We start from the raw sequence: 12,265 nt of genomic DNA, 5'->3' as shown, positions 1-12,265 counted from the left end.
GGCCGCGACGCCACCGCCCGGTGACGCGCCGGTTGTCTCGCGCTAGACCGCCCGGATGAGCGATACCGACAGCCCCTCCGCCAAGACCTCGCCGTTTGGATTCCGCGACGTCGACGCGCGCGAAAAGGTCCAGATGGTCCGGGGCGTGTTCGACAGCGTGGCCTCCAGCTACGACCTGATGAACGACCTGATGAGCGGGGGCGTGCACCGGCTTTGGAAGGACGCGGCCGCGGCCAAACTCAACCCCCGTCCGGGCGAGGTCATCCTGGATGTCGCGGGCGGCACCGGGGACATGGCCCGCCGCTATTCGAAGATGGCGCGCGCGGCCCAGGAGCGGCGCGGCGGCGAAGATGCCCGGGTCGTGGTCCTCGACTACAATGCCGAGATGATCCTGGCGGGCGTGGACAAGGGCGGCGAGCCGGAGATGATCTGGACCGTCGGGGACGCCATGGCCCTGCCGATGCCGGATGCGTCGGTGGACGCCTATTCGATCAGTTTCGGGATCCGCAATGTCTCGGACATCGCGGGCGCGCTGAAGGAAGCCCGCCGGGTGCTGAAGCCCGGGGGGCGGTTCCTCTGCCTGGAGTTCTCGCGTCCCACGGCCGAGGCGGTGAGGAAGGCCTATGACGCCTGGTCCTTCCACGCCATTCCGCGAATCGGCGGCTGGGTCGCCAAGGACCGCGACAGCTACCAGTACCTGGTCGAGAGCATCCGCCGCTTCCCGGACCAGTCGACCTTCAAGGCCATGATCGAGGACGCCGGGTTCAGCCGGGTGACGGTGACCAATCTGTCCGGCGGTGTCGCCGCGATCCATTTCGGGTGGGCGATCTGAGCCTGTCCACGTCATACCGGGTCGCGCCCGCGCCGCCGCCCACGGTCCCCGTGCGCGATCCCGTCGGCGCGACCTGGCGGCTGCTGCGCTGGGGCGGTGCCCTGGCGAAGCACGACGCGCTTCTGCCGCGTGAGCTGACGCCGCTGCTGCCTGGCTGGATGCGGCCGGTCGCCGGGTTCATTCACCTGTTCGCCGGCAAGGAAAGCCGCGACGGGCGTCCCGGCCAGCGGCTGGGCCGCGCCTTCGAGACCCTGGGGCCCGTGGCGATCAAGCTGGGGCAGGTCATGGCCACCCGCGCCGACATCTTCGGCATCGAGTTCGCGCGCGACCTCGGCCGGCTGAAGGACAAGCTGCCGCCCTTCCCGACCGAACTGGCGCGCCAGGAGGTCGAACGTTCCATCGGTCGCCCGGTCGAGAGCCTGTTCACGGACTTCGGCGATCCGATCGGCGCCGCCTCCCTGGCCCAGGCGCATCCCGCCTGGCTGGCGGACGGGCGCAAGGTCGCGGTCAAGGTCCTGCGCCCGGGCGTGGAGCGGCGCGTGACGACGGGGCTGGATGCGATGCGCCTCGCGGCCCGTCTGGTGCACCGCTTCGTGCCCGCCGCCCGGCGGCTGGAACCGGACGCCTTCGTCGAGACGGTGGCCCGGTCGATGTATCTGGAACTGGACATGCGGCTGGAAGCCGCGGCGGCGTCCGAGCTTCACGACATCATGGAAAGGGCCCGTGGCGACGGGGCTCACATGTCGGCTCCCAAGGTCGTCTGGGACGGGGTGGGCAAGCGCGTCCTGACGCTGGAGTGGGCGGTCGGCATGCCCATGACGGACCCCGGGGCGATCCTGCAGCCCGGGCTGGATATCGATGCCCTGGCCGACAACGTCGTGCGCGCCTTCCTGGTCCAGGCCCTCGACTACGGGACGTTCCACGCCGACCTGCACGAGGGCAATCTGTTCGCCTATGCCCCGGCCGAGCTGACCGCCGTCGATTTCGGCATCGTCGGGCGGCTGGGCGAGGGGGAGCGGCGCTATCTGGCGGAGATCCTCTGGGGCTTCCTGACGCGCGACTATCCCCGCATCGCCCGCGTGCATTTCGAGGCCGGATACGTCCCGCCGCACCATTCGGTCGAGGCCTTCGCCCAGGCCCTGCGCGCGGTCGGCGAGCCGGTGATCGGCCGGGCCGCCAGTCAGGTCTCGATGGGCCGGCTGCTGGGCCAGCTGTTCGAGATCACGGCCCTGTTCGACATGCACCTGCGGCCCGAGCTGATCCTGCTGCAGAAGACCATGGTGTCGGTCGAGGGGGTGGCCCGGCGCCTGAACCCGGATCACGACCTCTGGTCGGCGGCCCAGCCCGTGGTCGAACGCTGGATCACGCGCGAACTGGGCCCCCGCGCCCAGGTCCGCGACGGCCTGAAGGAGATCCTGTCCGGGGCCCGGGCCCTGTCCCGGCTGGTCCAGGATCCGCCCGCGCCGCAGACGGTGGTGGTCGAGCCCGTTCGCACCCCGACCTGGATCGTCGTCTGCATTTCCGCGGCCACGACGATGTCGGCCGCCGCCCTCGTTCTGTCGCTTTGGACCCGGATCATGGGCTGAGCCTTCCGGAGTATCGAATGCCAGTCTCTTGCCGCCTTGCGGGCCTGATGGCCCTGTCCGTCCTGACCTGGGCCGGGCCGACGCTGGCCCAGAGCCTGCCCTCGACGCAAAGCCGCTCGCTGGCCCCCTCGGGCGGAGCCGCCGCGACCCTGCCCAACAGCTTCGATGCCCCGGCCCGCGCACCGACGCCGGCACCCGCCACGGCCCCGACACCGCCGACGGCACCGACCGAGGTCGCGGTGGCCGAAGCGGCCTTGCGCGTCGTCATCGAACAGCTTCGGGCCGGGACCATCGACGCCCGCCTTTACACCCCGGGGCTGGCCGCGCGGCTTCGGGGCCAGCTGCCGACCATCACCCCGATGCTGAACGGCTATGGCGATCTTCTGACGATCGAGGCCCAGGGCACGCGCGACGGGGCCGGCCAGTTTCTGGTCACCTTCGACGAGGCGGCCACCCAGTGGGTGATCGGGCTTGACGAAGAGGGCCTGATCGCGGCGCTGTTGTTCCGTCCGGCTCCGCCGGAATCATCCGAACCGGCGACCCCGCCGCCCGCCTGACCCTCCTCAACGACCCGGGATTCCCATGCGCGCATCCGTCCCCTCTCTCGCCGCCCTGACGCTGGCGGGTGTCGTCTGTTCGGCGTGCGCCAGTGATCCGGGACCGGGGGGCGGTCTGCTGGGGCCCGGACCGCTGGCGGGCGGACCCGGCCTGTTCGTCAGTCCGTTCGGCGAACTGTTCGCGTCCGAGCCCGGCCAGCCCTGGCCCGTCGGTCAGTGGTTCGCGAAAGCCGACGCCAACGGCGATGGCCGGCTGACGGGCGTGGAGTTCGTGGCGGACGGCCAGCGTGTCTTTCGCGCTCTGGACCTGCGGCCGGACAATCGCCTGACGCCCGACGAGATCGTCCTCTACGAACGGGGCCTGGATGCCGCGCGCGCCACCATCCCCGGATTCGAGGGGCAGGGAGGACCGGTTGGCCGGCCCGGCGCAGGTTATGGCGGCATGGCGCTGAATGGCGGGGCGCAGGAAATCGAGTCCCGCATCCCGCCCACGCCCGTGCGGGGACCGCGGGCCCCGCGGGGTCCGCTGGCCTATGGCCCGATCGCGGCGGCGGGCTTCTTCAACTATCCGCAGCCCATCAAGGCGGCGGACACCGATACCAACCAGACCGTGACCGCCCAGGAGTGGTCGCTGGCCACCGATCGCTGGTTCCTTGCGCTGGACACGGATCGCGACGGCGTCCTGACCCTGGCCACCCTGCCGCGCACGCCGCTGCAGGGGCTGGTGGAGCGCTAGTCGTCCTTGAAGGGGCCGTGGCCGGGGTCGAGCGAGTTGTCGACCCGGTCGTCCCATCCCTCGCGATGTGACTTGAACGCCAGCGCCATCAGCCCGTAGGCGAGGCCGACGGTGCCGACGACGCCCAGCCCCATGGCGATCCATCCGTGGAGCGGCAGAGCGCCGCCCCCGATCGCGAGCCAGAACAGATTCAGGCCCCACGTCGCCACGGCGGAGATCGCCAGGCCCAGCAGGGCGACCAGACAGATGCGGACGATGCGGGCGTTCATGCCCCGCTCGTTAGCACACCGTCCGTTTTCACGCCTGCGTCAGATTCAGCGCTGGACCCACTGGCCGGCGGCGTTGCGGTACCATTGGCCGGACGTGATGCGCGGCAACAGCTGGCTTTCGAACATGCGGGCACCCGCTACGTCGGGCGTCGTGCCGGCCTGGGCCGCGCTGGCGGCATAGGCCCGGGCGCGGGCGGCATTCGTCGTCGTCACGGCGTCCTGGACCGCCGGGTCCGACGCGGACGTCCTGATGCCCAGGTAGCCGTCGGCCTGTTCGCCGACGACACCCTGCGCCTTGGCGGCATCGATGGTGGCCTTCTGGGCCGGGGTCTGCGCGAACGAGGCACCGGCGGCGACGCCCAGGGCCACGACGGCGGCGCCGAGGACGAACATCTTGCGAAGGGACATGGGGTTGGTCTTTTCCATCAGAACAGATTGGGGTTTTCGGTCAGTAGGTCGCGCAGCTCCTGATCCAGCCGAACGCGAACGTCGGCGTCCAGCTTGGCGTAGATCTGGATCGGATCGACCTGCAGCCGGATCGTCGGGGTGCAGCCCGCGAGCAGGACGGCCGTCCCCATCGCCAGAAGCAGGGGGCGTGTCAGGCGAAAAGGCAGGGTCATCGGCTTGTCTCCGTCGGCGTCTTCACATCGTGAGGCCGGTGTGCGCCCGGGGCGGTGAACGGGGTCTGAACGGTCAAGGCCGGGTTTCGTTCGGTGCGGCCTCGATCTCGGTGGGGCCGGACCGCGCGCGATTGATCGCCAGCAGGTCCGAGACAAGCTGGTTGAGGTTCAGGGTGGTGTCCAGCGTCAGGTCGATCCCCGTGTTCGAGGGCAGGGGCAGGGGCCTGTTCAGGAATTCGCGGCTGATCAGCTCCGACAGGCTCAGGCGCAGCTCCTGGCGCTGGGGCGGATCGTGCCGGCCCTTGATGTGGAACAGAACGCCGACACGGCCCTGATCCAGGCTGTTCACGTCGGCGGTCAGCACGTCGAAGGCCAGGTTCTCCATGGCCTGATAGGCCAGATCCTCGACCGTACCGGGCGGGACCTCCCCTCCGCCGCCGGCCTCCAGCCCCGTCAGGGCTTCGCGCTGGATCGACAGGCGTCCGGCCTGGGCGGCGTACAGGGTGCCGCCGGTGATCTTCACGCCGCTGTCCGGATCGCTGGTGAAGGGCAGGCGGCCCGACACGACGGCATCCAGCTTGACCTTGTCGCCGAACCCGGACCCGGCGATCAGATCGCCCAGCTGAACCCGGTCCAGCACGATGACGCCGGAAAACGGCCGGCGGTCCAGAGGCACCGAGAAGGGCTCGACGCTGACCGACCCGCCGGCCGCATTGATGCGGCCGCCGGCGACGGTGATGGCGGCCTTGTCGAGCTGGAACGTCAGGTCCAGGTCGGTCAGGGGCGCGATCGACTCCAGCGTGGCGACGCGCAACGTCTGGCCCGGTGCGGTGGTCAGGGGGGCCAGGTTGGTGAAGTCGATGGTTCCCGACAGGCCCTTCACCGGCCCGGCCGGGCTGACGAAATCCATGCCGGGGATGACCAGACGCCCGGAACTGGATCCTTCGGGCAGGTCGGGCCGCCAGTCGATCCGGCCGGTGAACGACGCAGTGCCGGTCGCGGGGGACTGGACGAAGTCGGCGGCGAGGGGGCTGAGGTCGGCGGGCTGCAGACCGCCTTCGGCGAAGACCAGAGAGGGTGCATCGATCGTGACGCCGCCCGCGCCGGTCAGGCCGTCATGGGCCAGGGTCAGGCGGCCGAGGCTGTCGCCGCTGCTGGCCAGATCGAACGTTCCGGACCACTGCTCGTCGGCAAGTCTCGCGGTCCCGGACGCGGTCAGGGGGTTGAAGCGGCGCGGCCGGGTCGCGTCTTCCACGCCCGCCGAGGTCACGACGGCCTCCAGCCCGAGGCCCGCGGCCGAACCCGTCACGCTGACGCGGCCGGTCGCATCGACCACATCCAGGGCGAGGAAGGGGGCGACGGCGGACACCGCCTCGAACCGCCCGCCGGCACGCCAGCGGCCGTCCTGTGACACCACGAGCGGGCCCCCGGAGGGACACAGCCGGCCCGAGACGTCCATGACGTCGTTCTCGTCCAGCTCCAGCCGTTCGACGCTCAGCGGGATGCAGGTTGCGGCGGTGTAGGTCAGCCGCCCGCCGTCGGTCGCCAGGACGCCTCGCGTCTGGACGCGGAGCCCGCGCGCGAGGCCGAATTCCAGCGCCGCCCGTCCGTCCAGCGTCGCCTGGAACCCGCCTGCCGTCAGCCGCCAGTCGGGGACGGCAAAGGTCGCCTCGGGCAGGCCGCGTCCGCGCGTGGCCGTCAGGGACAGGGCACCGCCCCCGCGCTGGCCGGGGGCGGCGGCGAAGATCGGCCGGGCGACGGGGCTGAGGGTCAGCACGCCGCCGTTGGCCGGGGCGATGCGGGCGGGCTGCGTCAGGCCGATGGCCAGACCGGCCGTGCCCGACGTGACGCGCAGCGATGGCGCGCTCAGGGCGAAGGCCCCCAGCGCCCGCTTCATCTCGGCCAGTTCCGGCACGTCCTCCGGGCCTGTCGGGCCGAACAGCGGCCAGGCCCCGTTCCGCGCCGCGACGCTTCCGGTCAGGGCCAGCGCCTCGGGCCGGTCCGAGACATAGTCCAGCGCCATCCGGCTCGAGACGTCGTCCAGCTGCAAGGTGTCGAAGCCGAAACGGCCCAGGGCTGCCGTGACCGATCCCCCGGCGATGAGGCGTCCGGCCTGTGTCGCGAGGCTCAGATCGGGCACCGACAGCGACACGGCCGACAGATCGAAATCGGCGGCACGACCCGACGCCGCCCGCAGGGTGACCGGCCCCTCGAACCGCCCGCCCAGTCCGCTTCCGCGCCGGGTGGCGGAGACGCGGGCGTTCGTCGCGCGGACGGTGGCCTCGCGGGCCGAAATGGCCGGCGACACGAACCGTCCCGCCGACAGGCGGACATCGGACACACCGCTGAAGGCCAGGGTCTCGATCCAGCCGGTGACCGTGCCCTCGGCCCTGAGCGTCAGATTGGCCCCGGTGGCCGTCACCTCGCCTTGGCTCAACCGCCGCCCGGTCAGGGCCAGGTCGATGACGGCGCGGCCATCCCCGCGCCGCGCCTTGAAGTCCGGATAGGGCAGGTCGCCCGTGGCGCGGAGCGACACCGCCTCGCCCGATGCGCCTGCCACGGTCAGGGCGTCGGCCGACAGGTCGGTGCTCACCGCCACCCGGTCGCCGGTCGTCGTCAGGTCCAGTCGCCCACCCAGGCCCCGTGCCTCGGTGTCGCCGCTCTTCAGGGCGGCGGCGGGCATGCGCGCCGCCAGCCGCATCAGCTTGCCGTCGTCGATCCGGGCATCGGCCAGCAGGGACACGGGCCCGTATTCGGTGTCCAGCCGCAGGCGTCCGGTCTCGATCAGGACCAGCGGGCCCCGGCTGTCCGGGCGGGCGGGTCGACCGGTGAATTCCTCGACCAGGGGATCCAGCGACCCCAGCGACAGCTTTCCGGCCTTCCAGGTGGCGCGCGCGACCGGTCTCACCAGCCGGATGCGCGAGGGCGTCACCCCGAACCCCTGGCGCGACCACGGCAGGCCCAGCGCATAGTCCACCTCGACCCGTTCGACGGTCACGTCCGGGTTCGAGGGATCGCCGATGCGGACCCGACCGACGAAGCCGGTCAGCTCCAGCCGCTGGATCGTCACGTCGGCCTCGATCCCGCGCCGATCCAGCCAGCCGACGAGGATTTCCCGCGCTGCAACACGCCGGTTCATCCATGCGGTCGCGGCCAGGACCATGACGATAAGCAGGACGACGCCCAGAACGGTCAGGATGCGTCGGCCCGTCCGCCGCTGCCGGGTCCCCCGCGGAGACGGGTCGCTCATGCCTGGGCCGTTGCGTCGGCCCGGTCTGGCACAGCCAGCCGTGCCAGAAGACCGGAAGAGGAGGGGGTTCGGCTTTGCGTTGCGGCGCTGCCACAATGAGTGGCGCGATAGCCACGTTGAATGAAGCCTCCCGCACCCTCGGGCCGGGACGTGTCGCAGCGAACAGCAAAGCGGATCATAGCTTGGCGATAGACTGTCGCGACCACTGTAGAAATACCTGGATAGCCATGTTTCTACCCGATGGGATCACGGCGGTTAATGGTTTGTAACGAACCTGCTTCCCATCCTGCGATCGGCGAGTTATAGGGCTTGCTTCGCGATTGGGGGGCTCTCCGGCGCGATCCTTGCTTTTCGTAGAACCAGTCGCCGTGTGGCGTCGTTGTTTGCCGGGGACCGATGGCCCAGTTCGATCCGCGCCGCCAGCCGATGCGTTTTGCACCGCACCTGCTCACAGCCGTGGCAGCCGTGTCGGTGGCGATGCTCGCGGGTCGGGTGTACCAACCCGCCCAGGCTGAGGTGGTTCCCGAACTGACCCCCCAACAGATGGCTTCGCTGGAAGCCCGGGCCTTTGAATCCGCCGGGACGCCCGCCGGACTGACCGCACCCGAAGCCATTCCCGTCCAGATTCGCCGGGGCGAGACCTTCGAACAGGCCGTGCGTCGCACCGGGATCGGTGCCGCAGAGGCTTCGGCCGTCGCCGCCACCCTGTCCAATGCCTTTGACCTCAGCCAGATGCGCGCCGGCCTGCGCTTTGAAACCGCGATCTCGCATCCGCGCGGCGGCCGCGGCGACGCCCGCCTGATCGGCCTGACGATGCGCACGGGTCCGGCCAGCCAGCTGACCGTGTCGCGCAGCTTCGACGGCGCGCTTCGCCTGCGGGCGCTCGAGGAACGCGTCAATCACGAGACGATGGTGGTCAGCGCCAATGTCGAGGGCTCGCTGACGGCGACGGCCCAGCGCATGGGGGCCGATGCCGCCATCCGCCGCAAGGCCAACCAGCTGTTCGGCCATCGCTTCGACCTTGATCGCGATATCCGTGCCGCCGACGAGTTCACCCTGGTCTTCGATCGCTCGGTGACCGAGAACGGCCGCACAATCGACACCGGCGACCTGCTGTACGCAGAGCTGAAGGGTGCCGTCTTCTATCGCTTCCAGCGCCCCGGCGCGCGCGAGGCGGAATATTTCGACGCCACCGGCAAGAGCATGCGTTCGTCGATGATGCGGACGCCGCTGGACCGGGCGACCCGGATCAGCTCCAGCTTCGGTTTCCGCGTGCATCCGATCTCGGGCTACCGCAAGATGCACCAGGGCATCGACTTCGCCGCCGGAACCGGGACGCCCGTCGTCGCTCCCGCCGACGGCGTGGTGGTCGAGGCCCGTCGCTGGGGCGGCTACGGCAACTGGCTGCGCGTGCGTCATGCCAACGGCCTGGAAAGCGGCTACGGCCACCTGTCCCGCTATGGCTCGGGCATCCGGGCCGGCCAGCGCGTCAGCCAGGGCCAGGTGATCGCCTACGTCGGCTCGACCGGTGCCTCGACCGGCCCTCACCTGCACTACGAACTCTGGCGCAATGGCCAGCGGATCAATCCCGGCAGCATTCGCGTCGAGGACAATGTCCAGTTGGCGGGTTCCGATCTGGCGGCCTTCCGCGCCGAGAAGTCGCGGATCGACCGGATCATCGCCTCGGGCGGCGAGCGCCGTCCGGCCGTGATGCGCGCCAGCGTCGAGGGGCTCCGCCCCGCGACCGCGACGACGACCCGTTCCTGATCGAACCCGTCAGGCGGTCTGAACGGCCGCCGTCGGTGCCATCGGCCGCAGGTCCAGCAGCGAGAACAGCCGCGCATCCTCGTCCTGTTCCGGGTTGGGCGTCGTCAGCAGCTTGCCCCCCACGAAGATCGAGTTGGCCCCCGCCAGGAAGCACAGGGCCTGCATCTCCGGGCTCATGGTCTCGCGACCGGCCGACAGCCGCACCATGGCCTTCGGACAGACCAGACGCGCGACGGCGACGGTCCGCACGAACTCGATCGGATCGATCTCGCCGGACTGCAGCACGCGTTCGCCCAGCGGCGTGCCCGTCACGGGCACCAGCGCATTGACCGGCAGGCTGTCGGGATGGACCGGCAGGGTCGCCAGCGCATGCAGCAGGCCCGCGCGATCGCGACGGCGCTCGCCCATGCCGACGATGCCGCCGCAGCAGGTCGACATCCCGGCGTCGCGGACGTGCTCCAGCGTGTCGAGCCGGTCCTGGTAGGTCCGGGTCGTGACGACCTCGGCATAGTAGTCGGGCCCGGTGTCCAGGTTGTGGTTGTAGTAGTCGAGGCCCGCCGCCTTCAGCTGGCGCGCCTGGTCGGCCGTCAGCATGCCCAGGGTGGCGCAGGTTTCCAGACCCAGGGCCTTCACGCCCGAGATCATCGCCGCCAGCTTGGGCGTATCGCGGTCCTTGAGCTCCCGCCAGGCCGCTCCCATGCAGAAGCGCGACGCCCCGCCGGCCTTCGCCGCCATGGCCTCGGCCAGCACGGCGGTGGTGTCCATCAGCTTTTCGGCCTTCAGCCCGGTGTCGAAGGACGCGGACTGCGAGCAATAGCCGCAGTTCTCGGCACAGCCGCCGGTCTTGATCGACAGCAGCTGCGACTTCTGGACCTCGGAGGGGTCGAACCAGCGGCGGTGGACCGTGGCGGCCGCGAACACCAGTTCCATGAACGGCCGTGCGAACAGGGCCTCGACCTCGGACAGGGTCCAGTCGTGACGGGGAACCGACAGGTCGGCGAGGGCGGGGCGAAGGGGGGATGCGTCGTCAGCCATGGCGGCTTGCTACCCTCCCGAAGCGGCCGCGCCAAGTCGTGCGCCGTCGGCAACATATAAGGACATCCTTATGTGATCTTGCTCGTTGCCCGGTTGGGGGCTATACGCGCGCCATCCGATTTCACGCCAACGGTCCCCGGGGCCGGAAAGAGCCGCAGCCCATGCCCGACTATATCGTCCGCGACATCTCCCTCGCCGAGTTCGGCAACAAGGAAATCGCCATCGCCGAAACGGAAATGCCAGGCCTGATGGCGCTGCGCGACGAGTTCGGCCACGACAAGCCGCTGAAGGGCGCGCGGATCGCCGGCTCGCTGCACATGACGATCCAGACCGCCGTGCTGATCCAGACGCTGGAAGCCCTCGGCGCCGACGTCCGCTGGGCCTCGTGCAACATCTTCTCGACCCAGGACCACGCCGCGGCCGCCATCGCCGCCGCCGGCACCCCGGTGTTCGCCACCAAGGGCGAGACCCTGGAAGAGTACTGGGACTACGCCCACAAGATCTTCGAATGGGCCGACGGCGGCTACCCGAACCTGATCCTCGACGACGGCGGCGACGCCACCCTGCTGTGCGTGCTCGGACCCAAGGCCGAGAAGGACATCTCGGTCCTGTCCGACCCGCAGAACGAGGAAGAAGAAGCCCTCTACAAGGTCATGAAGCGCTACATCGCCGAGAAGCCGGGCTTCTATTCGGCGATCCGCGACGCCATCGGCGGCGTGTCGGAAGAAACCACGACCGGCGTGCACCGCCTGTACCAGATGGCGGAAAAGGGCGAGCTGCCCTTCCCCGCCATCAACGTCAACGACAGCGTCACCAAGTCCAAGTTCGACAACCTGTACGGCTGCCGTGAATCGCTGGTCGACGCGATCCGTCGCGGCACCGACGTCATGCTGTCGGGCAAGGTCGCCGTGGTCTGCGGCTACGGCGACGTGGGCAAGGGCTCGGCCGCCTCGCTGCGCCAGGGCGGCGCGCGCGTGATCGTCACCGAGATCGACCCGATCTGCGCCCTGCAGGCCGCGATGGAAGGCTATGAAGTCCAGACCCTGGACGACTCGGTCGGTCGCGCCGACATCTTCGTCACCGCCACGGGCAACAAGGACGTCATCACCGTCGACCACATGCGGGCGATGAAAAACAACGCCATCGTCTGCAACATCGGTCACTTCGACTCGGAGATTCAGGTCGCCGGCCTGAAGAACTTCAAGTGGGACGAGATCAAGCCGCAGGTCCACCACGTCGAGTTCCCGAACGGCAACAAGATCATCCTGCTGTCCGAAGGTCGCCTGGTGAATCTGGGTAATGCGACGGGTCACCCCAGCTTCGTGATGTCGGCGTCCTTCACCAACCAGACGCTGGCCCAGATCGAGCTGTGGACCAACAAGTCCAAGTACAAGAACCAGGTCTACGTCCTGCCCAAGCACCTCGACGAGAAGGTCGCCACCCTGCACCTGGGCAAGCTGGGCGCGAAGCTGACGGTCCTGTCCAAGGAACAGGCGGACTACATCTCCGTCCCGACCGCCGGACCATTCAAGCCGGACCACTACCGCTACTAGGCGGTCGCGGTACGCCGCACCGACGGGAAAAAGGCCGGCCGCAGGGCCGGCCTTTTTTCG

At 69.8% G+C, this 12,265-nt stretch carries 11 protein-coding genes; 6 read left to right on the top strand and 5 right to left on the bottom strand.

Features of this window, described 5'->3' with window-relative positions; all coding sequences use genetic code 11:
* The first annotated feature begins 55 nt into the window (after positions 1-55).
* Genes BRESU_RS00230 through BRESU_RS00215 form a run of 4 tightly spaced genes read left to right on the top strand, consistent with a single transcriptional unit; the run spans position 56 to position 3,711 of the window.
* A complete protein-coding gene (locus tag BRESU_RS00230; RefSeq protein WP_013267465.1) occupies positions 56-832 on the top strand; it encodes a class I SAM-dependent methyltransferase in 777 nt (258 codons plus the stop codon).
* Positions 820-2,418: a 2-polyprenylphenol 6-hydroxylase gene (gene ubiB / locus BRESU_RS00225; protein ID WP_013267464.1), complete on the top strand. Its 1,599-nt coding sequence runs from the start codon at positions 820-822 to the stop codon at positions 2,416-2,418. Before BRESU_RS00230 ends, ubiB begins: the two co-directional genes overlap by 13 nt.
* A gap of 47 nt (positions 2,419-2,465) precedes the next feature.
* Entirely contained in the window at positions 2,466-2,975 is a 510-nt protein-coding gene (locus BRESU_RS00220; protein WP_050762437.1) for a hypothetical protein, read from the top strand.
* 25 nt (positions 2,976-3,000) lie between these two features.
* Positions 3,001-3,711: an EF-hand domain-containing protein gene (locus tag BRESU_RS00215; protein WP_013267462.1), complete on the top strand. Its 711-nt coding sequence runs from the start codon at positions 3,001-3,003 to the stop codon at positions 3,709-3,711.
* Here BRESU_RS00215 and BRESU_RS00210 read toward each other — a convergent pair.
* The 4 genes from BRESU_RS00210 to BRESU_RS00195 all read right to left on the bottom strand — a co-directional run bounded on the left by BRESU_RS00210 (position 3,708) and on the right by BRESU_RS00195 (position 7,850).
* On the bottom strand, positions 3,708-3,980 hold the full coding sequence (locus BRESU_RS00210; protein ID WP_013267461.1) for a hypothetical protein: 273 nt from the start codon (positions 3,978-3,980) through the stop codon (positions 3,708-3,710). The two genes, BRESU_RS00215 and BRESU_RS00210, sit on opposite strands and share 4 nt — an antisense overlap.
* Positions 3,981-4,025: 45 nt before the next feature.
* Entirely contained in the window at positions 4,026-4,388 is a 363-nt protein-coding gene (locus BRESU_RS00205) for a DUF1318 domain-containing protein (protein ID WP_041761760.1), read from the bottom strand.
* Between the two features lie 17 nt (positions 4,389-4,405).
* Positions 4,406-4,600: a YnbE family lipoprotein gene (locus tag BRESU_RS00200; protein WP_013267459.1), complete on the bottom strand. Its 195-nt coding sequence runs from the start codon at positions 4,598-4,600 to the stop codon at positions 4,406-4,408.
* A gap of 73 nt (positions 4,601-4,673) precedes the next feature.
* Complete coding sequence (locus BRESU_RS00195; protein WP_013267458.1) at positions 4,674-7,850, bottom strand: intermembrane phospholipid transport protein YdbH family protein; 3,177 nt, start codon at positions 7,848-7,850, stop codon at positions 4,674-4,676.
* A gap of 396 nt (positions 7,851-8,246) precedes the next feature.
* Here BRESU_RS00195 and BRESU_RS00190 point away from each other — a divergent pair, with 396 nt between their 5' ends.
* Positions 8,247-9,617, top strand: a complete 1,371-nt coding sequence (locus BRESU_RS00190) for a M23 family metallopeptidase (RefSeq protein ID WP_013267457.1) — start codon at positions 8,247-8,249, stop codon at positions 9,615-9,617.
* Positions 9,618-9,626: 9 nt separating this feature from the next.
* On the opposite strand, the gene bioB is transcribed toward BRESU_RS00190, so the two are convergent.
* Positions 9,627-10,652 carry a biotin synthase BioB gene (bioB, locus tag BRESU_RS00185; protein ID WP_013267456.1) on the bottom strand — a complete coding sequence of 342 codons (1,026 nt, stop codon included), beginning with the start codon at positions 10,650-10,652 and terminating at the stop codon, positions 9,627-9,629.
* 161 nt (positions 10,653-10,813) lie between these two features.
* Here bioB and ahcY point away from each other — a divergent pair, with 161 nt between their 5' ends.
* Entirely contained in the window at positions 10,814-12,205 is a 1,392-nt protein-coding gene (gene ahcY, locus BRESU_RS00180; protein ID WP_013267455.1) for an adenosylhomocysteinase, read from the top strand.
* Positions 12,206-12,265: the final 60 nt, after the last annotated feature.

This window comes from Brevundimonas subvibrioides ATCC 15264, assembly GCF_000144605.1.
Taxonomy (GTDB): Bacteria; Pseudomonadota; Alphaproteobacteria; order Caulobacterales; family Caulobacteraceae; genus Brevundimonas; species Brevundimonas subvibrioides.
Note: the sequence above shows the minus strand (reverse complement) of the source record. Positions and strands in the feature narration are given on the sequence as shown.

What these genes read in the sequence shown, in the direction of transcription:
- BRESU_RS00200 (WP_013267459.1), bottom strand. Translation starts at nt 4,600, where the DNA reads ATGACCCTGCCTTTTCGCCTGACACGCCCCCTGCTTCTGGCGATGGGG.
- BRESU_RS00205 (WP_041761760.1), bottom strand. Translation starts at nt 4,388, where the DNA reads ATGTCCCTTCGCAAGATGTTCGTCCTCGGCGCCGCCGTCGTGGCCCTG.
- ahcY (WP_013267455.1), top strand. Translation starts at nt 10,814, where the DNA reads ATGCCCGACTATATCGTCCGCGACATCTCCCTCGCCGAGTTCGGCAAC.
- BRESU_RS00210 (WP_013267461.1), bottom strand. Translation starts at nt 3,980, where the DNA reads ATGAACGCCCGCATCGTCCGCATCTGTCTGGTCGCCCTGCTGGGCCTG.
- BRESU_RS00220 (WP_050762437.1), top strand. Translation starts at nt 2,466, where the DNA reads ATGGCCCTGTCCGTCCTGACCTGGGCCGGGCCGACGCTGGCCCAGAGC.
- bioB (WP_013267456.1), bottom strand. Translation starts at nt 10,652, where the DNA reads ATGGCTGACGACGCATCCCCCCTTCGCCCCGCCCTCGCCGACCTGTCG.
- BRESU_RS00230 (WP_013267465.1), top strand. Translation starts at nt 56, where the DNA reads ATGAGCGATACCGACAGCCCCTCCGCCAAGACCTCGCCGTTTGGATTC.
- BRESU_RS00215 (WP_013267462.1), top strand. Translation starts at nt 3,001, where the DNA reads ATGCGCGCATCCGTCCCCTCTCTCGCCGCCCTGACGCTGGCGGGTGTC.
- BRESU_RS00190 (WP_013267457.1), top strand. Translation starts at nt 8,247, where the DNA reads ATGGCCCAGTTCGATCCGCGCCGCCAGCCGATGCGTTTTGCACCGCAC.
- BRESU_RS00195 (WP_013267458.1), bottom strand. Translation starts at nt 7,850, where the DNA reads ATGAGCGACCCGTCTCCGCGGGGGACCCGGCAGCGGCGGACGGGCCGA.